Genomic DNA, 23825 nt, shown 5'->3' on the forward strand with positions numbered 1-23825 from the left:
GTTGTGTGCATTGATCTGTTGAGAATTGGATGAACTACAGCCCCCGGATCCAAGATATCCCTGCTAGTGAACGGCCACGCGAGCGCCTGGTGGCAGTGGGGGCCAAATATTTATCCAATGCAGAATTAATTGCCATCTTGATCAGCACTGGCGATCGCCACCGCAACCTCTCCGCCGTCGGCCTTGCCCAATTTATTTTGCACACCTGCAGCCAAGGCAAGCGGGATCCTTTCGATGTGTTGCGCCACACGACCCCCCAAGAACTGACCAGCATCCCCGGAGTAGGCCTTGCCAAAGCCGCCCAGATCCTCGCCGGGATCGAACTTGGTAAGCGGATTTTCCAAGCGAAACCCAGCGAAAAAATCATCGTTGACAGTCCCGAAGCAGCGGCGATCGCCCTCAGTAACGATCTCATGTGGCAAGACCAAGAACGCTTTGCCGTCCTCTGCCTCGATGTTAAAAATACGCTGATTGCCACGAGGGTTGTCACCATTGGCCTTGCCACCGAAACCCTCGCCCACCCCAGGGAAATTTTCCGCGAAGTCATTAAACATGGGGCCACCCGCTTGATCATTGCCCACAACCACCCCTCTGGCAACGTTGATCCCAGCCCCGAAGATTTACAACTCACCGAACGCTTACTTCAATCAGCTCAAATTCTCGGCATTCCCCTCCTTGATCATTTAATCCTTGGCCGCGATAACTTCGGCAGCCTACGCCAAAAAACAGACCTCTGGGATTGTTACCCCCAACCAGAATGAAAAATATTTTTCAATAAACTTTTCCAATAAAAATTGTTTCAACTGAAAACAATAATGTATAGAATCTGTCAACTTTATCAGCCTTTTGGTGACATTTATTTCCGTATTTTCTGTCATTGATCTTGGCCGCGACGATAAAATAAAAATCGGGCAAACATAACCTGAAGCATTGAAAAATAGAAGTTTTCGTCGTTTTGAAAAAGAAAAAGCCATCATAGTTAAGTCTTAAATCAACCTTAAACCGTCACGAACTCACAATAATTTGAAGAACTTTTCACAGATCATTGATCGATGTTTAAGAAACACGACAAATGATGACCGAATTCTGAGCAAGATCAGACCCACACGCTAACGTAAAAGAAAAGAAAACCTCGCACTTTTAGAAAAACAACTCAACACTCAATATGACTAAACGAACCTTTGGCGTCATCGGCCTCGCAGTGATGGGCGAAAACCTAGCCCTTAACGTTGAGCGCAATGGCTTCCCGATTGCCGTGTATAACCGCACCGCCAGCAAAACCGAAGAATTCATGGCGACCCGCGCCGTCGGCAAAGATATCAAAGCCGCCTATAGCCTTGAAGAATTTGTCCAACTCCTCGAACGCCCCCGCAAAATCTTGGTAATGGTCAAAGCCGGTGCCCCCGTTGATTATGTAATTAATGACCTGAAACCCCTTCTTGAACCGGGGGATATGATTATCGATGGTGGAAACTCCCTCTACGAAGACACCGAACGCCGCACCAAGGATCTCGAAGCCACAGGCTTAGGTTTTGTCGGCATGGGAGTCAGTGGTGGCGAAGAAGGTGCCCTCAATGGCCCTAGTCTGATGCCCGGTGGGACAGAAGCCGCTTACAGGGAACTTGAACCAATCCTGACAAAAGTTGCCGCCCAGGTGGACGATGGCCCCTGCGTTACCTTCATTGGGCCAGGCGGTGCGGGTCACTACGTCAAAATGGTGCACAACGGCATTGAGTACGGTGATATGCAGTTGATCGCCGAAGCCTATGATCTCCTGGCAAATGCCGCAAAGCTAAATCATACGGAACTCCATAAGGTCTTTACGGAATGGAATCAAACCGATGAGCTCAACTCGTTTCTCATTGAAATTACCGCTGATATTTTCAAGAAAATTGACCCGGAAACCAATCAGCCCCTGGTAGAACTGATCCTCGACAGCGCAGGACAAAAGGGCACCGGACGCTGGACAGTGGTGAGTTCCCTGGAGTTGGGTGTGCCAATTCCAACGATCTATGCCGCTGTGAATGCCCGGGTGATGTCGGCCTATAAGGATGAACGGCAAGCCGCCTCCCTGGAGTTACCGTCACCGGAGCGGGTTTATCGGGGTGATATTAAAACCTTTATTAACCAAGTGCGGGATGCGTTGTATTGCTCCAAGATGTGTTCCTATGCTCAAGGGATGGCCCTACTGGGCAAGGCTTCGGCGGAGTATGGCTATAACCTAGACCTCGGTGAAACAGCGCGGATCTGGAAGGGGGGCTGCATTATCCGAGCAGGCTTCCTTGACAAGATTAAGGCGGCCTATGGAGAAAACCCCAATCTACCTAATTTGTTGCTAGCACCGGAGTTTAAACAGTCGATTATTGATCGCCAAACGGCGTGGCGGACAGTGATCCTTGCCGCGAATGAGCTGGGGATTGCGGTGCCGGCCTTTAGTGCGTCGTTGGATTATTTTGATAGCTATCGTCGGGCGCGGTTACCCCAAAATCTGACCCAAGCCCAGCGGGATTACTTTGGTGCTCACACCTACGAACGAACCGATAAATCTCGGGGTGAGTTTTTCCACACGGCCTGGGCAGAGTAAGTCCTGTATTGGGCCAATAGATTCAATGAGCGGCTATTCATTGAGATGATGTAGACAGTTTCTGTCAAGCCCGTTCCCTTCTATCTTCTGCGGTGGAAGGGTTTTTGTTGTTTTAATGGAAAGAGTTTCAATGGACAGCACTCGATATGGTAGCGACGGCATCGCAATTAATTTCCCAAGCCCAGGCCTTTGACTGGATTGAAAAAATTATTGGAGCAGCGGAATCGGATGGGGTCGTGGTGGCGATCGCCGAACGGGAATCTACTTTAGGGCGATTTGGAGAGAACCAAATTCGGCAAAATTTACAAAAAAATCAGTTTGAAATAACGATCACAAGTTCCTTTGGCTCCCGTAGCGCCAGTGTAACCACCGTCGAACAAGACTGGGAACAGATTCAGGTCGCGTTACGGCGGAGTGAAGATTTAGCGAGGCTTGCCCCAGAAGACCCTGAATGGGTACCGCTTTTGGCCAAACAAGTGTATGAAGAGCGGGCGGCAAAATTTGATGCAGCAACGTTGCAGCGATCGCCTTTGCAGCGGGGGGAATTAATTCAGCAGGTGTGCCAGTGGAGCGAGGCGGCAGGGGTGAATGGATCGGGCATTTTAAGTACCAGTGCCAAGGTTTATGCCCTGGGGAATTCGGCGGGATTGCGGGCAGGCGATCGCCAAACCCAAGCAGAATTTAGCTACACGGCCAAAATTGGTAATGGCTCCAGTTGGCAGAGTCGGACAGCCTGGGGGATTGACGAGTTGCCCATCAAGCAAATGGTACTGACGGCCATGGAGCGGGCAAAACTATCGCAAAATCCCCGCAGGGTTGAACCAGATACTTACCCAGTGATCCTGGGAGCCGGAGCAGTGGCCAACCTAATTCCCCGCCTGGTATGGTACATGTCGGCCCGAGCCGCCGCAGAAGGACGCAGTTATTTTGCCAAGCATCCCCTCGGCGAACAACTGTTTAATCCGTTGGTGAATTTGTACCGCGATCCTGCTCATCCCCTATTACAGACCGGGGCCTTTGATAATCAGGGTTTGCCTTGTAATCAATTGGCGATCACCACTGAGGGGATTCCCAGAACCTTGAGCTATGATCGCTACTGGGCACGACAAACTGGGCACGAACCCACCGGGAGTCTTTTTCCCTTGGTGATGGCGGGCAGTGACCAGACCCTCGCTGATTTAATCGCCCAAACGGAACGGGGCATTTTTATCAATCGCGCTTGGTATGTGCAGGCGGTAAATCCCCAAACCCTCGAATTTACAGGCATGACCCGCGACGGCACTTTCTGGATTGAAAACGGAAAACTCGCTTATCCGATCTACAATCTGCGTTTCAATCAATCTTTACCCGATTTACTCCGGGATGTGGAGGCGATCGCCACCCCAGAACGCCATGGCAGTACGGTCGTTCCCGCCCTCAAGGTGAAAAATTTTCACTTCAGCAGCATTACAGACAGTATTTAGATGCTTTCAAGCATTTTTTAGATGGGCAGAGGGGGACTTGAACCCCCATGACCGAAGTCGCCACATTTTGAGTGTGGTGCGTCTACCAATTTCGCCATCCGCCCTTGGATGAACCTTTGTGATTATAAACTGAATCTTTACTTTGAAGCAAGAGGGAATATTCCTGGGAGCTGGCCCATCGCCAGATTTCCTGGGCGCGTACCACCGGCAGGGGATGGGTGAGTTGGGCGGTCTGATTTTCCTGCAACAGTTGACCCAACTGATTTTGACTCAAATGTTCGTAGGTTTTGGCCTGTTCCATGAAAGCGTCCAGGTTCAACAACGGGGCCAAACTCGGTGAACCTCCTGCTAATTTCATCAGCACCGACATCATAATTTTCGGATCCTGACTCACCAAAAAAGCAGCGCGATCGCAACTCAGTTCCGCACAACGCAACCAAGCCAACATCTGATTTTGCAAAGACTGGGAAAACAAGCTCCCCCACACCGGGAGGGCATTGGTGGCCAGCATTAGGAGATTTGCCAGGGTTAGATACACGCCATGCTCACACTTGAGGTGCCCCAGCTCGTGGGCCATGACGGCCTGGAGTTCTGCTTCTGTGAGGATTTCGACTAGGGCTGTGTGGATCACCATAAAGGGTTTTTGGCCCCGCATGGCAAAGGTGTAGGCATTGGGTACAGGATTCTGCTGGATGTAGAGATCCGGTGCTGTCAAATCCAGTACCTGGGCGGCTTCCTGGAGGAGGTGATGGAGGTGGGGCAGTTGGCGATCGCCCACCAAAATGCTCGACGCTAGATTATTGAACTGAAAAATCTGCTCTGCCGTTGACCCCAAAAAAGAACGCACCAACAGATCCAAACCAGGGAGGCGGCGGAGGGCGGCAGTGGCTTCTTTATCTAGGGGATGGCGAAACTGATCCGCCGTTAGGCCGGTAAAATAATGCTTCACGCCAGTAATCACCTCTACTGTTGTTTACTCAGACAGCCAGTTTTTCACCTTGGCCAGCTCTTTCCAATCCGGTTTTCGCTGGAGGCCATCCTCAATATTTTCAAAAATATCTTGGCGCACCTCTTCACTGAAATCCATCACCTTTTGCACCAATTCGATATGTTTGCGCACCCCTTTTCCCCCGGTACCGAGGAGTGCTAAGGCAAGGTTTACATGGGCTTGGGGGTTACGATGGTCAATTTTGACACTGCGCTGGGCGGCCGGTAAGGCGAGATCTGCTTTGCCCCGGAGCAAATGTAACCAAGCCACACAACTCCAGGCGGCGGCATTTTTCGGATCTAACCGACAGATTTCGATAAATTCTGGCAGCAGGGCATCCGGGGACTCGCCGGCATCGTAACGCTTAAAACCAGCTTCAAACCGCTGTTCAATGGTTAATTCGGTCATAGTTGTCATTCGGGCTCATAAAAAACAGGCACCTTGCCGACCAAATGGGGGCGGGCGAAGACGCGATTTCCTATTAAACCCCAAAAGATTTCCCACAACCACAGGTTTGGTTGGCATTGGGGTTGGTGAACTGGAACCCACCACCAATCATTGCGTTGCTGTAATCCAGGACGAGGCCATAGAGGTAGAGCATACTTTTGCGATCGCAAATGATCTTAAAACCGCCTTCGTACTCAAATACCTCATCATGTTCACTGACATTGTCGGGGCGATCAAAGTCCATCATATAAGACATTCCCGAACATCCTCCCTGGCGCACACCCACCCGTAACCAGAGGTCTTGGCCCTGTTGTTCGCGGAGCATCAGGACATGCTTGAGGGCAGTTTCGGTGAGTTGGATGCCGGGGGCAGTAGTTGTTTGTGTCATGGCTGCTCGATGATTTCCACACAATCTATGGGCTGAACATGACCCCATTTTAACTGTTCTTTGGGATCTCAGGCAGGGCGGTTGGGGCGATCGCCTGGGGGGAGCGGGGTAAATTTTCCACTTCCGGCAATGTTTCTAGGAGGAGACGCGGCGCTTGCATTCCCCCCGAAAGCCGTTTTAACAGTTGGGGACGGGGGTCATGGAGTAAATAAATCAGTTCGTCTTCGGCCTTGAGATCCTCTAGCGATCGCACAATCATCAGGGTTTCTTGGCGACGAATGAGCAGGGGCAAAAATTCACCGGCATCAATGAGGGTTTGGAAGGGCAAGGTCTGATTCTTTTCCCTAGGGCCGATGGTTGTTTTTCCTAATTTGACCTGTTGGTCGAGGATATATTGATTCCAAACTTTGACGGAAAAGCCTCCCCCAAAGACCTGACTAATTTTGCCTTTGTTGGCGATTGTATTATCTGGCTCCCCCTGTTCAAAAAACGCCGCCACCCTTGGTGGATGAAACTCCTCCATAATCCGCTGGGCTAAAACCAAGTTGACTTCCCCGTTGTTCGTTAGAGATACAAACGCTCCCATGGAACTAATGCCAATTTCCTCTAGCACATCCACATCTAGGGCGCTGCTTTGGTACACTTCCAGTTGCTCAGCGCGGGCCGCTTCGCAGGCTTTGGCGTCTGTATCGATGATCACCACTGACTCCCCCTGCTGCTGAAACAGTTGAGCCAATAGACGACTGAGGGGACTAGAGCCAACAATTACCGCCCCCCGCGCTTCAATGGAGGTGATTTTTAATTGTCGCGCAATCCACTTGGCCGACAAGCCTTGGATAAACACCGTCATCAAAATTGTTAAAAAAACCAAGGCCTTGATGGAAGCGCCACCGTTAAAGCCTTTTTCCGTCAGAATAATCGCAAATAGGGAGGCTACCGAGGCCGAGACAATCCCCCGTGGTGCAACCCAAGCAACAAAAAATTTTTGTTTCCAGTCGAGATCGCTATTGGCCGTACAAAGGGCAACGCTAATGGGGCGCACCACAAACATCAGCACCGCCACCGTAAAGAAACTGCCCCAACCCAGGGCGAAGATACTGGCAATGGATAGATCTGCCGCCAACAGAATGAACAGAACAGAAACACAAAGAACTGTAAGTTGACTTTTAAACCGCCGCAGCAACCGCTCTTCTGGAATGGAAAAGGCCCGGAGCACGATCCCTGCTACCACCGCCGTCATTAAGCCTGATTCGCCCCGCACCGACTGGGCAAAGCCAAAAAGACCCCAGATTCCTGCCAGCACCAACAAATTTTTTAAATCTTCAGAAAGAAAGGTTGCCACGCGCAAAAATTGACCCATTAGCCAACCACCTGCTGCCCCAATGATCGCCCCGATCCCTAGGCGGAGGGCTAAACCACTGGCCACTTCCCCTAGGCCTGCATCAACGTTCAAAATCGTATCGAGTACCACCACCGCCAGAATCGCCCCCACGGGATCGATCAGGACACCTTCCCCCTCCAGGAGGGTTGCCACCTTACGATCAACGGCCACTTGCTTGAGGAGCGGCCCCACCACCGTCGGCCCTGTCACCACCACTAGCGAGGCATATAAAAAGGCGATCGCCCAGGGAAATTCAGCGAGGTAATGGGCGGCAATGCCACCGCCTACTAAAGTGATTAAAGTGCCGATGGTGACCAGGTTACGGAGACTCCCAGAAACTTCATTCAATTCTTTGAGTTTGAGATTGAGACCCCCTTCAAAGAGAATGACGGCCACCGCTAGGGCAACCAAGACCTCTAGGCCGATGCCAAATTCACTTGGATGCAAGATCCCAAAGCCATCTCCCCCCAGGGCAATGCCAAAAATCAGGAGAAGCACAATGCTCGGAATTTTTAAAAACTCACCACATACCTGGGCGCTGATGCCCGCAAAGACGGTGATGATAATTTGCAACGTAAGCTCAAAGGAATCTGTCATGCGGACGTTCTAGCTTGCCCCGGAGGGATCTGCAGCAATGCCATAAAATTAATCAAAGTATAGCTTCTCCCCTAATTTGTCCCTAGGGCGATCGCCTTTCCCCGTGGTGATTGCTCAGAATTTATCGCCGCAAACGGAAAAGCCAACTTTGTATTTTGTGCCGCTGGCCGGACTTATCCAGACTCATAAATTAAAGAAAGTTTACGGATTATGTCATAATTTTTCATAATTACTTCCTTGGTTTGCTAGTCAAATACCCTCTGAACGATGAGCGATCGCCCCATAGAAAAAACCCTCGCCGAACAGGCCCCCGCCAGTTACGAATGCCCCAGCTGCGGCTACATTTACACCCCTGCCAAAGGCGAAAGCCGCACCAACACGCCACCGGGCACAGCCTTTGAAGATTTACCCCTCATTTGGAACTGTCCTGTTTGTAGCGTGGATCGTGGCCAATTTCGCAATATCGGTGCTGCAGATGCCCCCTCAGGTTTTGAAGAAAATCTGAAATATGGTTTCGGCGTAAATAACCTCAGTTCCAACCAAAAAAACCTACTCATTTTTGGGGCCATGGGCTTGGCAATACTTTTCTTCCTGAGCCTCTACGGTCTGGACTAAAAACACCGGCAAAAAAGCCTTGGCTTAACCCTCAAATTTTTACTTTTATTGCTTTTATACTGCGCTATGACTTCAGTTTTAGGTCTATTAAAACCCTTAAAAAAAGCCATTGCGGCGATCGCCGTTTTGGTATTGTGTATCGGCTGTGTCCAAGCACCAACCATTAGCGAAAACCCCTGGCAAGAAATCGACTTAAACACCGATTCTACCTTTGCCAATATTGCCTTTACCGATGACCTCCAGCATGGTTGGCTTGTCGGCACCAAAGAAACCCTCTTTGAAACCACCGATGGTGGCGAAACCTGGGCCGAGCGAGTCATTGATCTCGGAGACGAAAAAGAAAGTTTTACCGGTGTTAGTTTCTCGGGCCAAGAAGGCTGGATTACCGGACGGCCTTCGATCCTGCTCCACACTGACGATGGTGGTGAGCACTGGAGTCGCATCGCCCTCAGCAGCCAACTGCCCGGTGCCCCTTACAATATCACTGCCCTAGGGCCAAACACCGCCGAAATGGTCACTGACCTTGGCGCAATCTACAAAACCACCGACGGTGGTAAAAACTGGAAGGCCCTCGTCGAAGGTGCCGTTGGCGTTGCCCGTACCATTGAACGTTCTGCCGATGGTAAATATGTCGCCGTTTCTGCCCGGGGTAATTTTTATTCCACCTGGTCGCCTGGGGACACTGAATGGACACCCCATAACCGTAATTCTTCCCGTCGCCTCCAGAGCATGGGCTTTAACGGCGAAGATAAACTCTGGTTGTTAGCCCGTGGGGGTGTTGTGCAATTTAGCGACGATACAAACCCGGATAATGCTGAAGCCTGGAGCGAACCGGTGACACCGCAGTACCGCAACAGTGTTGGTTTGTTGCACATTGGCTATCGTACCCCCGCAGAACTATGGGCCGCCGGCGGCAGTGGTAGCGTCGTTGTGAGTAAGGATGGTGGCGACACTTGGTTCCGGGATGCTGCCCTAGAGGAGATCCCGACAAACTTCTATCGAGTCGTTTTCTTAAATGAGGACAAAGGCTTCATCCTTGGACAACAGGGGGTGATTTTACGGTACGATACATCCACGGAAGCGGCCTAAGGACAACCCATTCTATTGTGGGAGTGTCTGTCAATTCCGTATGATATAGGCTAATTTGTTTAATAAGTTTTTTTTCATTAACAATTGAGAGGAGAATAGTCGCATGGCAGGTTCTACCGGAGAACGCCCGTTTTCTGACATTGTGACCAGTATTCGCTACTGGGTTATCCACAGCATCACCATTCCGATGTTATTTATTGCTGGCTGGCTCTTTGTAAGTACTGGCTTGGCTTACGATACTTTCGGGACCCCCCGTCCTGACCAATACTTTACTGAAACTCGTCAAGAGATTCCCATTGTGACTGATCGTTACAAAGCGATTGATCAGATCAATGAGTTTAACAATTAAGTAACGCCTGTTTTTCTTTAGCTGTATTCACTAAAAGGTTTTGTATTATGACAAGCGGTCCTAACCAACCTGTTTCTTATCCGATTTTTACCGTCCGTTGGTTGGCGGTTCACACCCTGGCTGTACCCTCGGTTTTCTTCCTAGGGGCGATCGCCGCTATGCAGTTTATTCAACGTTAGGAGCTTCCGATGGACAGAAATCAAAATCCCAACAGACAGCCTGTGGAACTAAACCGGACTTCTCTATATCTGGGTTTACTCCTGATCGCTGTGCTCGGTATTCTATTTTCCAGCTACTTCTTTAACTAAGCTGGCAGCCCTTTAATTTCAGCCCTTTAATTTATTTTTTTCGGAGGTTGTTCTCATGTCTGAAGGCGGAAAAATCCCACTTTGGATCGTTGCAGTTGTCGCTGGTATGGGCGTCATTGCGGTTGTCGGTATCTTTTTCTACGGTGCATATGCAGGGGTAGGCTCTGCGGTTTAGATGCACAATTCGCTCTAATTAATTGTTGAGACACCACCTGCTCTAATTGAGGGGTGGTTTTGTTTTAGGAACTTCTGGGGCAATGGGGAGTCCAAAAAAGTTTGGGGATAATCGTCAACGGTGCAGTATGACTATGAAAAGACAGTTGCGGGATTTGAAAGTATGGGTGATGGTGGGTCTGTTGAGTTTAGGTGGGGCCTGGAGTCAAAGGGCGATCGCCGCTGAAACCCTCCGATTAAAATTAGGGCCACTTCAACAAACTTTACAATTAGAAGATTTAGAAACCTTTGCCGAAACGGGTCAAGTACCCCGCAACCTCCGACCCTATGGGGTATTTTTGGATGGTAATTTGCAGAAATTTCTCCAACGACGCCTGCAGATCGAGCCAGAGATGGCGGATCAGTTTTTTAATCAGTTGTGGCGATCTCCCACGGGGAAACAGATTTTGGCGCAAATCCAAACGGCCTTACCGGGGACTTCTGTCCAGGATCTCCAGGCGACGGTGAATCTAGTGTTAGGTCAGGGGGTAGAAATCAGCGCCCTGAATTTGTTGCAAGCCTACCCCAAGCGGGAACTGACTATTGATCTCACGGCGGTGGCCGGCCTCTTGTTGCAACTGAATTTACCGAATATTCAGAATCAATTGCTTGCCCCCAGGGTAACTGAAGCCCTCGAAAGTACAGAACCGCAGATTTTTCAACGCTCGAACCTCAACCCCACAGCCCCCGGCCCCCAAACTGTGCGTCGCCAGAGTTTAATTTTGCAAGATGCAAAGCGCGATCGCACCATTCCCATTGATATTTTTGATAGTCCCCAATCCCAGTCTCAGCTAGTGGTTTTGTCCCATGGGTTTGCGGCCAACCGTCATTTTCTCGATTATCTGGCGGTGCATCTGGCCTCCCATGGTTACACCGTCGTTACCCTCGACCACCCCGGCAGTAATATTCAGTCTCTGTTTAATCCGGGCTTAAATCTCGACACCCTGCTCCCGGCGACAGAATTTGTCGATCGCCCCAAGGATATTCAATTTGTCCTGGATCAACTGGAACGCCTCAACCAAGACCAAACCCTCACGACCCGCTTTGCCACGGACAATGTGACAGTGATTGGTCACTCCTTTGGGGGCTATACGGCCTTGGCGATCGCCGGCGGAATTGTCGATCCCATTGCTATCCGCGCCCACTGCCAACGGGCAACCCCTTTAACCAGAGCACCGGGGGACTGGCTCCAATGTGCAGCGGCAAAGCTCCCCTATGACCAGTTAAATTTACGGGATGAACGGGTGAAGCAGTCGATCGCCCTCAATCCCCTCAGCGATCAAATTTTTGGGGAGCAGGGTTTAGAAAAAATTAAAATTCCGACCCTGATCGTTGCCAGCACAAAAGATACCGTCACCCCAAGCTTGGCTCACCAGTTGAAACCATTCCAGCAGTTGGGCGGCGAAAAATATCTCGTCGTCGCCGACGGTGCAACCCACATGAGCGTCACTGATGTTAGCAATCGCGATAGCGCCTTGGCCCAAAGTACCCTTGTCCCAGAAGTGATGGGCAACGCGGCAGAACCAGTCCGACAAATGGTACGAGGGGTAAGCTTAAGCTTTCTGGCGCGCCACCAAACCGGAGGACAAAATTACCAGCAATTTCTCACGGGGGCCTATGTGCAATCCCTCTCCCAGGGGGCGATTAAGCTACGCCTCACGGAAACGATTTCTCCAGAGTTAGAACGATTCCTGAGTCGCTTACCCCAGGCTCCCAATTCTGCCGAAGCAGCGACGCCAACTCAACAGGCTGCTTTTTTGAATATGGGGCGATCGCCAAACTCAACCCCCAACCGCACCTATCCCCAGGGCGTTCTCACGGAAAGCCTTAAGCCCTTGATGACAAACTTGGAATCGGAAACTTTTCTCGCAATAAAGCCGGACAATTTTGATGTCTTGTATCAAAAACCCTGAAGAATTTCAGAGAAACGGTAAGATGAAAAAGTTCAATTTTCAGGCCACTTAAATAACAATGTCTCAGGCACCTCTGTTATCGAAATTTGGGACGCAGATGTCGCGTTTAACCGGCGTGCGGGCGATCATGAAAGACATCATCGATACCCTAAAAGCAGGGGCAGGCCAAGATTTTATTAACCTCAGTGCGGGCAATCCGGTAATTATTCCGGAAGTGGAACAGCTCTGGCGCGATTGCACCAACGATCTTCTTAATAGTCCGGAATACGGGGAAGTGGTTTGTCGCTACGGCTCGTCCCAGGGCTATGAACCTCTCATTGAGGCGATCGCCACAGATTTTAACCAGCGTTATGGTCTGAATCTCACCAGCGAAAATATTCTCATTACCCCTGGTTCCCAATCGCTTTATTTCCTCGCCGCCAATGCTTTTGGAGGTTACGACAATGCCGGCCAACTAAAATCCATTGTGCTGCCCCTCAGCCCCGATTACACCGGCTATGGAGGGGTCAGTTTATACCCAGAGGCAATCCGTGCCTTTAAGCCGAGCCTTGATATTGACCGGGCGAACCACCGTTTTAAATATCGCCCTGATTTTAGCCAGCTTAATATCGATGAAAATACGGGCTGTGTCATCTTCTCACGCCCCTGCAATCCGACGGGGAATGTCCTCAGCGATGAAGAAGCGGAAAAAATCGCTGATCTTGCCGCTGTCCATGATGTGCCAGTATTCATTGATTCGGCCTATGCCCCCCCTTTTCCGGCCCTGAATTTCACAGAGATGAAGCCCCTCTTTGGCGGCAATGTGATCCACTGTATGAGCCTCTCTAAAGCTGGGCTGCCGGGAGAACGGGTGGGCATTGCCATTGGAGAACCGCGCTTTATTGGCGTATTACAGGCATTTTTAACCAATGCTTGCATTCATTCGTCGCGCTATGGTCAGGCGATCGCCGCCCGGGCGATTCAATCAGGGGCCTTGGCTAATATTGCGGAAACGGTGATCCGGCCCTACTACCAAAACAAAATTCAAACCCTCGAAGCCGCTTTAGATCGGGTGATGCCTAAGGATGTACCTTGGTATCTCCATCGAGGCGAGGGGGCGATTTTTGGTTGGCTCTGGTTCGATGAACTACCCATGACCGATTGGGAACTGTACCAAGAATTAAAAGCAGTGGGCGTGATTGTGGTGCCGGGCAGTCCCTTTTTCCCAGGTCTGCGGGAAGATTGGCCCCACAAGCAACAATGTCTCCGTATTAGTTTGACGGCTACCGACAGCGAAATTGAAACCGCGATGCAACGGTTAGCCGAGGTAGTCAAAAAAGTTTATACGAATTAAAACAATGCAAGATCAGATCATAAACCTTCAGAAATTTGTTGCCAATAACTACGATTTAGAAAAATTAGAAGCCAAACTCAATGAATTCAATCCCCTTAAAGTTCTTAAAGTCGATCAATATGAAATTCGGCACTCGAACATTCTTGCATGGCTTTTGACGCCAAATGAAAACCATAAATTAGGTCATGCTTTCTTAAAGAAAATCTTAGCTGAAATCATTATCAACAATGAAAATATCGATACTTCATTATCTGTTTTTGATATCGAAAAATTATTTTACACAGATTTTGAAATCCGACGTGAGTGGAAAAATATTGACATTTTAATTATTAGCAAAGTAAACAAGGTTTGTGTGCTAATAGAAAATAAAGTTCATAGTGGACATTCACAAAGACAACTAAAAAAATATCTTGAGATTGTAGAAAAAGAATATACTAATTATCGAATTATTCCTATCCTTCTAACAATAGATGGGGAAGAAGCTCTCCATGAAAAATATGGAGTCTTATCCCATCACCAAATACTGACAACCCTCAAGTTTGTCGTTTCACTGCAGAAAGAAAATATCAGTGATAAGGTTTATGATTTTATCAATTACTACCTCAATACTTTGGAATTGCTGACTATGGAAAATCCGGAAGTAAAGGCTTTGTGTAAGCAGATCTACAAGGATCACAAAGAAGCTTTGGATTTGATTTATGAATACAAAGAAGACACCGAATTTGAAGATTCCGCACGTGAATTTATCCAAAAAATTGATGAGGAAGAAATCTTTATCAACGGAAAAAGTGCCTGGTTTATCCCCAAAAAACTCAATGATTCTTTGAGAGAACCGTTAAAAGAAGCGGGCGGAGAACAATGGTGTAATAATTTACCTTTCGCTTTTTGGTTTCCTGCAAAGAAGGATAGAATTGGAATTATCATTGAAGTTAGACCCTTCAATATTTCATCTTTCAGAAAAGCTTTCCTGGAACATTTAAGAAATCATGGGTTCAATAAAATTTCTGATAAATCCTTGAATCCTGACGCAAAATTTACAAGAATTTTTTCTAAGTATTTAAAGTTCGAAGACTGGGATAATAAGGAAAGTATTATTCAAAAAATGGATGAGCTGTATCAAAAAGCAGAGTTTCGTCAAGCAGCAGAAAATTTACTAGAAGCCTGTAAGACTTTTAATTGGTCCCCAGAGTCTCACGAAGGGTGAAAATAATCGTAAATTTCCTCGGCAAGGCGCGGCCCGATTCCTTTCACTTCAGCAATTTGTGCGGGTTTGGCCTCCCGGAGATAGTCGAGGGAATGGAAATGGGCGAGGAGTTGTTTTTTGCGGTGGTGCCCTAAACCAGGGATGTCGTCCAGTTGCGATCGCCTGCTGGATTTAAGACGTTGTTGTCGGTGGAAGCCAACAGCAAAGCGGTGAGCTTCGTCCCTTACCCGGCGCAGGAGCTGGATCCCCGGCTGTTCTTTTTCACTGTGAATGGGATCAGACTCATAGGGGAGATAGACCTGCTCCTGTTTTTTAGCCAGGCTAATCACGTTTAACTTATCGGCCAGGTTGAGTTCCTCTAAAACCCCCATCACTGCCGACAACTGACCTTTACCCCCGTCAATCATGATCAGATCGGGACAATCTGTTGCTAAACCTTTCTTAAAGCGCCGCCGCATAATTTCGGCCATGCTGGCAAAGTCATCGGAGCGGCCAATGTGAATGTCGGGATTTTTAATTTTGTAGTGGCGATAATCTTGTTTTGCAGGAATCCCATCGATAAAAACCACCTGGGAGGCCACCGCATTGGAGCCTTGGATGTGGGAAATGTCGTAACCTTCGATGCGCTTGGGGAGTTCGGGTAAATCCAAGAGACTGGCTAAATCTTCGAGGGCGGCTAAATTCTTGGTGGCGGTGCGTTGGGTGCGGCCCAGTTCATATTGAGCGTTACGTTCTACCATCGCAATCAGTTCTGCTTTGAGTTGCCGTTGCGGTTGGAGAATTTGTACTTTACTGCCCCGGCGATCGCCTAAAAATTGCCCTAACCATTCCTGATCCCGGAGGGGATATTGCACCAAGATTTCCGCTGGAATTTCCACCCCATCCACGTTGGCATAGTGGGTTTCTAAAACGTGTTGAAGAATTTTGCCGTACTCCACCGTTAAATCTGGCCCCAAATTTTCTGGCAGGGAGGTGAAAAAACCTAACCTTCCCACCAGTCGTCCCGCCCGCACTTGAAAGAGTTGAATCGCACAATGACGTTCATCGGCAGCCAAGGCGATCGCATCCCGGGAAATTCGATCATCGGGTAAACTCACCTTTTGATCCGCATTGAGGGCACCAATCGCTTTGATTTGGTCGCGGATTTGGGCTGCTTTTTCAAACTGGAGATTCTCCGCAGCCTGATTCATTTGATCCATCAAGCTTTCAATTAATTCCCCACTGCGCCCCTGGAAGACCATCGCCACCTTTTGCACCGTCTGTCGATATTCCTGGGGGGAAATCAACTGCTGACAAACCCCCGGACAGCGGCCAATATCGTAGTTCAAACAGGGCCGATGTTTAAAAAGCGGTTGTCGCCGTTGCCGGAGCGGAAAAATCCGTTTCATCAGTCCCAAGGTGTGCCGCAGTAATCTTGTGTCTACATAGGGGCCATAGTAGCGATCGCCTTTATTGCCGACGTGGCGTTTGCGGGTAATGAAAAAACGCGGATAATCCTCCGACCAAGTAATGCACACATAGGGATATTTTTTATCATCCTTGAGCAGCACATTGTAATAGGGTTGATGCTGTTTGATGAGGTTTGCTTCTAGGGCCAGGGCTTCCGCTTCTGTATCCGTGACGATAAATTCAATGTCTGCCACCTGCTGCACCATCATTTCGATGCGAGGCGAATGCAACCGGGCATCGCGGAAATAAGACCGCACCCGATTCCGCAGGGTTTTGGACTTGCCAATGTAGAGAATATCTCCCTGGCGACTGTGCATAAAATAAACCCCCGGTTCTGCCGGAATTTCCCGGAGACGTTGTTGCAATTGCCCAGGATCTTGCAACAGAGGCATTGAGTTTAAAGTAGCCATGGCCAAGACAAGACGTTGTTGAAGGGAGTTTAAAAATTGTAAGCAATTTTCTCTAAAGGCAGCCCCGACACAAAAAAACGAGGCCTCCCAGGGAAGGTCTCGCCGTTCATTGTCTCCAAGTGAAATGAGCCGTTTACAGACCCGTGTTGGAATTAATGGTTACGGTACCATCGGGAGTAACAGTCACAACGCTTTCGATGGTGTAGTCAACGGAGCCGGGTCTACGGCCTTCAAAGGTGAACGTGTAGCTTCCATCAGCATTCAGCACATAGGGCGACTCGTTGGGATTGCCGTGCATTGCTGGTTCAGCGCGGTAGTTATTCAAACCGCCATTTTCCTGTTCTGCGGCTTGGCGGGCGAGGTTCTTTGCCTGATTTAGGTCAACAATAGTCGCGCCCGAGTCCACGGTACCGTCGCTGGTACGCAGGTCGCCATTGTAAAGAATCTGGGTACTTCCATCGGTCAACACCTTGACCTCTGTTTCGTAGGTGTAGTCAAGGGATTCGGGACGGCGGCCCTGGAAGGTAAAGGTATAACTCCCATCACTGTTGCTCACGTAAGGAGACTGCTCTGCCAGACCGTGCATGGAGGGTTCAGCCCGATATTGACTCAAACCACCATTCTCCCGTTCTGCAGCTTGACGGGCGAGGTTTTTGGCTTGGTTGAGGTCGAGGCTCGCCGCCGCAATATTGGTACTGTTAAAATTATCGGAGCGAATTGGCCCATTGTAGTCAATGGTTGCGGTGCCATCGTCAGTGACAGTCACGACGGTTTCGTAAATATAATCCGTTGATGCTGGCTGCCGCCCCCGGAAGGTAAAGGTATAGCTGCCATCGCCATTGTCCACATAGGGGGACGCCAGGGGATCGCCATGCATGGAGGGTTCGGCCCGATATTGACTCAGGCCACCGTTGGCATCCTCTGCGGCTTGGCGAGCAAGGTTTTTTGCTTGGTTGAGGCCAAAGGCAAGGGTGAGGTTTCCTTGGGCCAGGAGGGTTTGGGCTTGGTTGGGGGCGGGAATAAGCAGGATGCCACCACTACTGAACAAACCAAGTAGCAGCATCGATCGTAAAGCAGTGATTTTCATAGTCAATAACCGAAAACTCCAAAGGGCGATCGCCTTGCCTTTCATGCTACCTAAAGAAGCGATCGCCGGGAAAAAAGTTTCCGTCAAGGGGGAAGCAAGGGGGATAATGGAAGCGTTTTCTTGTTTTCGGGAAAAAATGAGCCGATCTTTACCCCTCTCAGCCCATTATCACCAACGCACCAAATACGATCCCCAAACCCTTTCCAAGCGGGGCAAATCCCTAGATTGGTCCCAACAGCCGAGTCCCTTCAAAGGCTACAAAATTGGCACCAGCTACGATCTCAAGCCCTATTTAGAACTTGACCGCAATGAACCCCCGTGGGAAAACCTGTCCTATTTGCTATTGTTAAGCTACGGGCTAACCGCCAAAATTCCGACCTTTGGGGGAGATTTCGTGTACCTCAGAACTGCTCCTTCGGCGGGGGGCCTGTATCCAGCGGAACTATATCTCATCTCCCGGGGTACCGAACTGCTCCCGGCGGGCCTTTATCACTATCAGCCCCAAACCCATACCCTACTGCGCTTTTGGGATAACCACTGTTGGGTCGATCTCCAAGAAGCTTGCTTTCGCCATCCCGCCCTCGAAAAGACCCAACTGGCCCTCGTGACTACGGCAATTTTTTATCGCTCGGCTTGGCGTTACGAAGCTCGGGCCTACCGTCGCATTTTCCTCGATACAGGCCATTTGCTGGGTAATGTGAACTTGGCAGCCACAGCCCATGGGTTTCGTCCCCATCTCATCGGTGGGTTTAGCGATCGCCTGATGAATCAACTCCTCTATCTCGACGGGGAAACAGAGGCAGTGACCAGTATTATTGCCCTCAATCCGCAACCCCAAGCAACCAGTTACGGTAAAACCGCCTTACCTTCCCCTGTGGCCCTCGATTACCCTGATTTAACGGATGAAGCGCTCCTCAAGGCCCTCCATGAAGCTTCGATGATTCAGGCAAAAGCTTCCGTCCCCCCCCGTCAACCGAATCTGTTGGAAGACAAATACAATTTTCCGTTCTGCCTCAAGGTTTCCCTCGCGAATACAGATGCTGAAAATCGATATAGTCAGCGCATTGACTGGGGTGAAGACCAAGAGGATTTAGAAGAAACAATCTTAAAGCGGCGCTCGACCCGTGCCTACACCGGAGAAGACCTCACCCTCGAAGAGTTGCAATTAATGCTGCACTTTACCTATCATCCCGAAGACTATGGGGAACAGGGATTACTGAGCGATCCGGACTATTTTGACTTGAGTTTGATCGAGACCTTTGTGGCGGTTTCTGGGGTAGAGGGCTTAGAGGCCGGATGCTACTACTATGCGCCTAAGGCCCAGGCATTACGGCAAATACGCTTTAAAAATTTCCGCGAAGAGTTGCATTACCTTTGTTTGGGTCAAGATTTAGGGCGAGATGCGGCGGCTTTGGTTTTCCACACAGCAGATTTGGGGGCCGCAGTCAGCCGCTATGGCGATCGCGCCTATCGTTACCTACATATGGATGCAGGCCAATTGGGGCAACGCTTAAACCTCGCCGCAATCCAGCTAGACTTGGGAGTCAGCGGCATTGGGGGCTTCTTCGATGATCAAGTCAACGAGGTTCTCGGCATTCCTGATGATGAGGCGGTGCTCTATGTCACGACCCTCGGTGTACCAGAGCAGGGCTAAACTGAACTACAGCATTAGGATTGGGAAAAAAGGCGATCGCCCATGTTAAAAATTCGCAACCTCACAAAAGCCTATGGCCAGCGTTCGGTACTCCAGGGCCTGAATTTGCACATCGACGCTGGGGAAATTTATGGTCTCCTGGGGCCAAATGGTGCCGGAAAAACCACAACCATCAATATCCTGTGCAATTTACTCCAGGCCGATGGTGGTGCCATTGAAATTGCCGCCTCTCCCCTTTCTGAAGCAACGAAAAAAATCATTGGGGTCGCCCCCCAGGAAAATTTGCTCTACAAAACCCTCACCTGCGCCGAAAATCTCCGGTTTTATGGTCGCATCTACGGGCTGTCGAAACAGGATTGTCAAACTCAAATCGGCGCTTGTTTAGAGGCAGTGGGACTGGGCGATCGCCACGGTGCCCCCGTCGAAACCCTCAGCGGGGGAATGCAACGGCGGATGAACATTGCCATTGCCCTGATGCACCGACCCCAATTGCTGATTTTAGACGAGCCGACCACGGGCCTAGATATCGAAACCCGCTATGAAATTTGGCAACTGATCCAGCGGCTCCGGGATGAAGGCATGACGATTTTGCTGACAACCCATCTTTTAGATGAAGCTCAGCGGCTCTGTCAGCGCATTGGCATTCTGAAAGGGGGACAAATTATCGCCGAGGGAACACTCCCGGAACTACGCCAACGGATTCCCGCCAAGGAAGTTGTCCTGTTACAAACGACGGATAGAGAAGGGGCGATCACCAAGGGCACAGCCGCCGGCTTTACCCAACGCAACTATGGTGGTGATCTCGCTTTTTGGCTACCGGAGGCCCTAGAGCTTTCCGAAATCCTCGACATTTTCCAGGGTGTTCCCATCGATTCCATTGCCCGCCAAAGCATTCAGCTCGAACATATCTACGTCGAAATCACCCAAAATCACCCCCAAACCGTCCCCGAGGCCCAAATTATCTAGGGCAAGCCAAAACTTTTTCCCCCAAAGCTTGACAAGCCTAAAATAGTTAGGGCAATATATTATCCGTGCCTAAGGGGGTATAGCTCAGTTGGTAGAGCACTTGCATGGCATGCAAGGGGTCACCGGTTCGAGTCCGGTTATCTCCATAAAAAAATCAGTTTTAAAAAATCAAAGACCTCCGGTGTCGAACGACCCAGGGGTCTTTTGTCGTGGTTCATTGTGCCAAACTGTCATGGCCAAAAATCGGGTTTTGGCGATCGCCTTGCTGGGGAATCAGGGTGCGGATGTCTCTACCCAGGGGGGGGAAATGTTCATGCTAAGATCTCAACCAGTACGTTCTACGAACAACTCTCACTTCAGAATCTTCCTGAGATAGGAAATTTCTGGAGCATCCTGCAAACTCCAACGAGGAAAACACCACCATGGGATACGAACTACCTGCATTACCCTACGATTACACTGCCCTCGAACCCCACATCTCGAAGAGCACCTTAGAATTTCACCATGACAAGCACCATGCGGGCTATGTCTCTAAGTACAACGATGCCGTAGCTGGCACCGACATGGATAGCAAAAGTATCGAAGACGTAATCAAAGCTGTAGCCGCAGATCCCGCCAAAGCAGGTTTGTTTAATAATGCTGCCCAAGCGTGGAACCACAGCTTCTACTGGAACTGCATGAAGCCCGGTGGCGGTGGTCAACCCACTGGTGCCCTTGCCGACAAAATCAACGCCGACTTCGGTAGTTTCGATAAGTTTGTTGAGGCTTTTAAGACCGCTGGTGCCACCCAGTTCGGTAGTGGTTGGGCTTGGCTCGTCCTCGATAATGGCACCCTCAAGGTCACCAAAACTGGCAATGCTGGCAACCCCATGACCGAAGGCCAAACGCCCCTCCTCACCATGGACGTTTGGGAACATGCCTACTACCTCGACTACCAAAACCGTCGCCCCGACTACATCAGTACCTTCCTCACCAGTCTTGTGAACTGGGACTTCGTGGCGGCTAACCTCGCAGCGGCCTAATGCCCGTTTGAATCCAAAAATTCATTTGGTTTTTCACAACATCTAACTGAACCGACAAGGGACTTACTCAGAGTAAGTCTCTTTTTTTATGGAGATCGAGAAGCTCGTTCAGAAGAAGGATCGCAAAAATACAAACGATAGCGATATCCTGTTACTTTTTGCCCTGATTCCGGTTGCAACGGACAGATTGATTCTGGGGGCGCAAAATGGGTATTAAACATCAAGATTTGAGTTGGTTCCGTGAGCTGGGTCGCAGTTTCAGCAAGAACTTCGGCCGCTGTATCTTGTTTGAAAAAATTATCGAGAATTAAAAACCGGGGTTGCAGGCTGGGATCGAGATGATGCAAAGCCCAAGCTAAACCCATCTGGGTGCGAACAACGCCCAATTCATAGTAGTGGGTGGCGAAAATCGGAGGAATATTCCAGTCTAAATTTTGTTGGAGGGCTTGGGCGATCGCCTGATTATTTTCGGGCTTCCGGTAGGCCAGGTCTACATTGACGCACAAACTACTCAAGCCCATTAAACCCACAATCATTAAGGCACTGAGGCGGCAATTTTTAGGCCAAAATCGTTGAGAGCATGAAATATTTTTTCCCATTTGCGCCAGGAAAAATCCTAATAGAATAATTAACGCTGGAAAATAAATGAAATGGTAACGAGGAGCCAGGGTAATATCCAATTTCAGTACATAGGTAATGCCAAGAATCGTGATCAGATTTGCGAGAACGAGGCCTGTGAAAATTTTGACTTCTAATTGCGCCCAGCCCTGTTTGAAGGCCGCCGTCAGATTAGGAATAAGCCACAAAAGAATCAACAAAAGGGCGATCGCCGAAGTCACCACTAGCCAAGTTTGATCTGCTTCGATGGGTAACATAAAAATCATCCCCAAGGCCCAGCCCAAAGAACGGAGCGGCGGCAACAGATTTTCTAACCCCCAACCGTAATCTTGATTGAGCCAGGAAGTCAGTTCGTCATTGTTTTGGCTCTGCCAGTGGTTGAGCAACAAAAAAACCACAATTGCCGAGGCGATCGCCCCGCAAAAAATCCGTCGCCAATAGCCTGGGAAAAAGATTTTTGAGGAAGATTTTTTGGGCCAATTTTTTCTGAAATCCTGACCATAACAAAAGAGTAAAACGAGTCCTTCTACAAACAGAGACAACACCATAAAATAATGGCTTGCCACCCCTAAAGTATTCACAATTAGCCAACCCGATAACACCTGAAATGAAATTTTTTGCGACTGTTGTTGGGCTTGAATGATTTTTGTAACGCATCCATAAGAAAGAGTCATCCAAATCATGGCCAGGGTATAGTGACGGGCCTCCTGGGAAAGATAAACGGCGTAGGGAGACAATGCCATGGCGATCGCCCCACCATGGGCTGCCCATTTATTTTTGAAAATCCAGGCGCTCACGCCAAACACTACTAGAATCAGCAAAACCCCAAAAAAAGCAGCAGGCGATCGCCCCACAAAGATACTAATGAGTTCCCCATCTGTACTCCACAAATCAAACCAGAGGTGGGTCAGCCAGTAGTACAAAGGCGGATGGTTACTCTCACTGAGGAGCACGTCGCTGACCGTTGCAAGATTCGTGCCAGCTTCATAGCGCAGTGGGGCTAGGAGAATATCGGGAGAAATCAACTGATCTAAAGGAATTTCCCGAAAGCCATGGCCCAAGCTAAATACTAAAGTGGCCCATTCGTCTCCCCACACAGACTTAAGGGTGAGGTTCCAGAAGCGCAATAACGTTCCTAACCCCACCCAAATGCTGAGTAGATAAAAATCTTTTTTAGAAAATATTCGGGAGCTTGCCATTGTGCCTTTTACTGATCAGTCTTGAAAGGACAATAGCAGATTACTCTTTCGTATTGTTCGAGTTAGTATTGTTCGAGCAATTCAACGTCTTCGTAGCTACCACCAACGCTGATATCGGTATTAAATAATTCCGCATCGGTTAAGGTTAAATCTTCCATCACAGCGCCGAAGACATGGGTATCATACATCCGGGCAGCGGTGAAATTTACCCGGTTCATTCGGGCATAGTTTAAGACCGCGTTAGTCAGAAAAACGTCGGTAAAGTCGGCCCCGGAAAGGTTCGCACCCGTTAAATCAGCTCCTTCGAGGTTGGCCCCTTCGAGGTTGGCATAACTGAGGTTGGCATCTCGCAGGTCGGCCCCGATTAGGTGAGTATCCCGAAGATCTGCACCGATGAGGTTACAGCCTTGGCAGGCACCTGTTTCCAACAGACGTTTGACGTGGTCTGGGTTTTCGCCTCTAGCTGGCTTGGCGATCGCCAAGAGCATGGTGAGGGTTGCGAGGGCTAATAATAGGCGTTTCATATTTACTTCCTCCTGCCAATTCTG

Annotated in this window: 23 protein-coding genes and 2 tRNA genes; 16 read left to right on the top strand and 9 right to left on the bottom strand. The window is 49.5% G+C overall.

The genetic code is table 11. From position 1 onward, the window contains the following. The first annotated feature begins 29 nt into the window (after positions 1-29). From radC to AWQ21_RS01140, 3 genes are all read left to right on the top strand, one after another. The gene (gene radC / locus AWQ21_RS01130; protein ID WP_065712959.1) at positions 30-761 is read left to right on the top strand and encodes a DNA repair protein RadC; all 732 of its coding nucleotides are present in this window, start codon (positions 30-32) and stop codon (positions 759-761) included. A gap of 404 nt (positions 762-1165) precedes the next feature. Next, on the top strand, positions 1166-2584 hold the full coding sequence (gene gnd / locus AWQ21_RS01135) for a decarboxylating NADP(+)-dependent phosphogluconate dehydrogenase (protein ID WP_065712960.1): 1419 nt from the start codon (positions 1166-1168) through the stop codon (positions 2582-2584). Between the two features lie 146 nt (positions 2585-2730). After that, on the top strand, positions 2731-4047 hold the full coding sequence (locus tag AWQ21_RS01140; protein ID WP_065712961.1) for a TldD/PmbA family protein: 1317 nt from the start codon (positions 2731-2733) through the stop codon (positions 4045-4047). A gap of 22 nt (positions 4048-4069) precedes the next feature. Here AWQ21_RS01140 and AWQ21_RS01145 read toward each other — a convergent pair. The 5 genes from AWQ21_RS01145 to AWQ21_RS01160 all read right to left on the bottom strand — a co-directional run bounded on the left by AWQ21_RS01145 (position 4070) and on the right by AWQ21_RS01160 (position 7848). Further along, positions 4070-4151, bottom strand: a tRNA-Leu gene (locus AWQ21_RS01145). Beyond that, entirely contained in the window at positions 4130-4996 is an 867-nt protein-coding gene (locus AWQ21_RS15760) for a M48 family metallopeptidase (RefSeq protein WP_198159698.1), read from the bottom strand. The genes AWQ21_RS01145 and AWQ21_RS15760 overlap by 22 nt, the downstream gene beginning before the upstream one ends. 24 nt (positions 4997-5020) lie before the next feature. Further along, the gene (locus AWQ21_RS01150; protein WP_065712962.1) at positions 5021-5443 is read right to left on the bottom strand and encodes a M48 family metallopeptidase; all 423 of its coding nucleotides are present in this window, start codon (positions 5441-5443) and stop codon (positions 5021-5023) included. Positions 5444-5516: 73 nt separating this feature from the next. Beyond that, a complete protein-coding gene (locus AWQ21_RS01155; protein ID WP_012305862.1) occupies positions 5517-5870 on the bottom strand; it encodes an iron-sulfur cluster assembly accessory protein in 354 nt (117 codons plus the stop codon). A 49-nt stretch (positions 5871-5919) separates the two neighbouring features. After that, complete coding sequence (locus tag AWQ21_RS01160) at positions 5920-7848, bottom strand: sodium:proton antiporter (RefSeq protein WP_065712963.1); 1929 nt, start codon at positions 7846-7848, stop codon at positions 5920-5922. A gap of 267 nt (positions 7849-8115) precedes the next feature. Between AWQ21_RS01160 and AWQ21_RS01165 the strand changes: the two genes are divergently transcribed. The 9 genes from AWQ21_RS01165 to AWQ21_RS01190 all read left to right on the top strand — a co-directional run bounded on the left by AWQ21_RS01165 (position 8116) and on the right by AWQ21_RS01190 (position 14872). Continuing rightward, positions 8116-8463, top strand: coding sequence for a rubredoxin (locus tag AWQ21_RS01165; RefSeq protein ID WP_065712964.1), 348 nt, complete (start codon positions 8116-8118; stop codon positions 8461-8463). A gap of 66 nt (positions 8464-8529) precedes the next feature. Further along, entirely contained in the window at positions 8530-9552 is a 1023-nt protein-coding gene (locus AWQ21_RS01170; protein WP_065712965.1) for a photosynthesis system II assembly factor Ycf48, read from the top strand. 103 nt (positions 9553-9655) lie between these two features. Beyond that, entirely contained in the window at positions 9656-9901 is a 246-nt protein-coding gene (gene psbE, locus AWQ21_RS01175) for a cytochrome b559 subunit alpha (RefSeq protein ID WP_012305866.1), read from the top strand. A 47-nt stretch (positions 9902-9948) separates the two neighbouring features. Then, positions 9949-10080: a cytochrome b559 subunit beta gene (psbF, locus tag AWQ21_RS15765; protein ID WP_012305867.1), complete on the top strand. Its 132-nt coding sequence runs from the start codon at positions 9949-9951 to the stop codon at positions 10078-10080. Positions 10081-10089: 9 nt separating this feature from the next. After that, positions 10090-10209, top strand: coding sequence for a photosystem II reaction center protein L (locus AWQ21_RS15770; RefSeq protein WP_009544126.1), 120 nt, complete (start codon positions 10090-10092; stop codon positions 10207-10209). A gap of 55 nt (positions 10210-10264) precedes the next feature. Continuing rightward, on the top strand, positions 10265-10384 hold the full coding sequence (locus AWQ21_RS15775; RefSeq protein ID WP_012305869.1) for a photosystem II reaction center protein J: 120 nt from the start codon (positions 10265-10267) through the stop codon (positions 10382-10384). 127 nt (positions 10385-10511) lie between these two features. Further along, a complete protein-coding gene (locus tag AWQ21_RS01180; RefSeq protein WP_065712966.1) occupies positions 10512-12335 on the top strand; it encodes an alpha/beta hydrolase in 1824 nt (607 codons plus the stop codon). A 58-nt stretch (positions 12336-12393) separates the two neighbouring features. Beyond that, the gene (locus AWQ21_RS01185; RefSeq protein ID WP_065712967.1) at positions 12394-13668 is read left to right on the top strand and encodes a valine--pyruvate transaminase; all 1275 of its coding nucleotides are present in this window, start codon (positions 12394-12396) and stop codon (positions 13666-13668) included. A 4-nt stretch (positions 13669-13672) separates the two neighbouring features. Then, positions 13673-14872 (top strand): PD-(D/E)XK nuclease family protein, encoded by a 1200-nt coding sequence (locus AWQ21_RS01190; protein WP_065712968.1) that lies wholly within the window; start codon positions 13673-13675, stop codon positions 14870-14872. Here the strand turns inward: AWQ21_RS01190 and uvrC are convergent. Beyond that, positions 14860-16731 (bottom strand): excinuclease ABC subunit UvrC, encoded by a 1872-nt coding sequence (uvrC, locus tag AWQ21_RS01195; RefSeq protein WP_065712969.1) that lies wholly within the window; start codon positions 16729-16731, stop codon positions 14860-14862. The two genes, AWQ21_RS01190 and uvrC, sit on opposite strands and share 13 nt — an antisense overlap. A 133-nt stretch (positions 16732-16864) precedes the next feature. Further along, positions 16865-17905 carry a hypothetical protein gene (locus AWQ21_RS16450; RefSeq protein WP_065712970.1) on the bottom strand — a complete coding sequence of 347 codons (1041 nt, stop codon included), beginning with the start codon at positions 17903-17905 and terminating at the stop codon, positions 16865-16867. A gap of 49 nt (positions 17906-17954) precedes the next feature. On the opposite strand from AWQ21_RS16450, the gene AWQ21_RS01205 reads away from it, so the two are divergent. From AWQ21_RS01205 to AWQ21_RS01220, 4 genes are all read left to right on the top strand, one after another. Then, positions 17955-19472: a SagB/ThcOx family dehydrogenase gene (locus AWQ21_RS01205; RefSeq protein ID WP_065715153.1), complete on the top strand. Its 1518-nt coding sequence runs from the start codon at positions 17955-17957 to the stop codon at positions 19470-19472. A gap of 42 nt (positions 19473-19514) precedes the next feature. Further along, positions 19515-20438 (top strand): ABC transporter ATP-binding protein, encoded by a 924-nt coding sequence (locus AWQ21_RS01210; RefSeq protein WP_065712971.1) that lies wholly within the window; start codon positions 19515-19517, stop codon positions 20436-20438. Between the two features lie 73 nt (positions 20439-20511). Beyond that, a tRNA-Ala gene (locus tag AWQ21_RS01215) sits at positions 20512-20584 on the top strand. 276 nt (positions 20585-20860) lie between these two features. Next, positions 20861-21460 (top strand): superoxide dismutase, encoded by a 600-nt coding sequence (locus tag AWQ21_RS01220; RefSeq protein WP_065712972.1) that lies wholly within the window; start codon positions 20861-20863, stop codon positions 21458-21460. Between the two features lie 86 nt (positions 21461-21546). Here the strand turns inward: AWQ21_RS01220 and AWQ21_RS01225 are convergent, their stop codons facing one another. Further along, entirely contained in the window at positions 21547-23277 is a 1731-nt protein-coding gene (locus AWQ21_RS01225; protein WP_065712973.1) for a glycosyltransferase family 39 protein, read from the bottom strand. 62 nt (positions 23278-23339) lie between these two features. Beyond that, positions 23340-23801 (bottom strand): pentapeptide repeat-containing protein, encoded by a 462-nt coding sequence (locus AWQ21_RS01230; RefSeq protein WP_065712974.1) that lies wholly within the window; start codon positions 23799-23801, stop codon positions 23340-23342. Positions 23802-23825 lie beyond the last annotated feature (24 nt).

The organism is Picosynechococcus sp. PCC 7003 (assembly GCF_001693255.1).
In the GTDB taxonomy this organism is placed as follows: domain Bacteria; phylum Cyanobacteriota; class Cyanobacteriia; order Cyanobacteriales; family MRBY01; genus MRBY01.

Bases quoted from the DNA above. Each gene is read 5' to 3' on its own strand.
- gnd (WP_065712960.1), top strand. From the start codon at position 1,166: ATGACTAAACGAACCTTTGGCGTCATCGGCCTCGCAGTGATGGGCGAA.
- AWQ21_RS01180 (WP_065712966.1), top strand. From the start codon at position 10,512: ATGACTATGAAAAGACAGTTGCGGGATTTGAAAGTATGGGTGATGGTG.
- psbE (WP_012305866.1), top strand. From the start codon at position 9,656: ATGGCAGGTTCTACCGGAGAACGCCCGTTTTCTGACATTGTGACCAGT.
- AWQ21_RS01140 (WP_065712961.1), top strand. From the start codon at position 2,731: ATGGTAGCGACGGCATCGCAATTAATTTCCCAAGCCCAGGCCTTTGAC.
- AWQ21_RS01225 (WP_065712973.1), bottom strand. From the start codon at position 23,277: ATGGCAAGCTCCCGAATATTTTCTAAAAAAGATTTTTATCTACTCAGC.
- AWQ21_RS01205 (WP_065715153.1), top strand. From the start codon at position 17,955: ATGAGCCGATCTTTACCCCTCTCAGCCCATTATCACCAACGCACCAAA.
- AWQ21_RS01230 (WP_065712974.1), bottom strand. From the start codon at position 23,801: ATGAAACGCCTATTATTAGCCCTCGCAACCCTCACCATGCTCTTGGCG.
- AWQ21_RS01220 (WP_065712972.1), top strand. From the start codon at position 20,861: ATGGGATACGAACTACCTGCATTACCCTACGATTACACTGCCCTCGAA.
- radC (WP_065712959.1), top strand. From the start codon at position 30: ATGAACTACAGCCCCCGGATCCAAGATATCCCTGCTAGTGAACGGCCA.
- AWQ21_RS01210 (WP_065712971.1), top strand. From the start codon at position 19,515: ATGTTAAAAATTCGCAACCTCACAAAAGCCTATGGCCAGCGTTCGGTA.
- psbF (WP_012305867.1), top strand. From the start codon at position 9,949: ATGACAAGCGGTCCTAACCAACCTGTTTCTTATCCGATTTTTACCGTC.
- AWQ21_RS15770 (WP_009544126.1), top strand. From the start codon at position 10,090: ATGGACAGAAATCAAAATCCCAACAGACAGCCTGTGGAACTAAACCGG.
- AWQ21_RS01150 (WP_065712962.1), bottom strand. From the start codon at position 5,443: ATGACCGAATTAACCATTGAACAGCGGTTTGAAGCTGGTTTTAAGCGT.
- AWQ21_RS15775 (WP_012305869.1), top strand. From the start codon at position 10,265: ATGTCTGAAGGCGGAAAAATCCCACTTTGGATCGTTGCAGTTGTCGCT.
- AWQ21_RS01155 (WP_012305862.1), bottom strand. From the start codon at position 5,870: ATGACACAAACAACTACTGCCCCCGGCATCCAACTCACCGAAACTGCC.
- uvrC (WP_065712969.1), bottom strand. From the start codon at position 16,731: ATGGCTACTTTAAACTCAATGCCTCTGTTGCAAGATCCTGGGCAATTG.
- AWQ21_RS01185 (WP_065712967.1), top strand. From the start codon at position 12,394: ATGTCTCAGGCACCTCTGTTATCGAAATTTGGGACGCAGATGTCGCGT.
- AWQ21_RS01160 (WP_065712963.1), bottom strand. From the start codon at position 7,848: ATGACAGATTCCTTTGAGCTTACGTTGCAAATTATCATCACCGTCTTT.
- AWQ21_RS01190 (WP_065712968.1), top strand. From the start codon at position 13,673: ATGCAAGATCAGATCATAAACCTTCAGAAATTTGTTGCCAATAACTAC.
- AWQ21_RS01165 (WP_065712964.1), top strand. From the start codon at position 8,116: ATGAGCGATCGCCCCATAGAAAAAACCCTCGCCGAACAGGCCCCCGCC.
- AWQ21_RS01170 (WP_065712965.1), top strand. From the start codon at position 8,530: ATGACTTCAGTTTTAGGTCTATTAAAACCCTTAAAAAAAGCCATTGCG.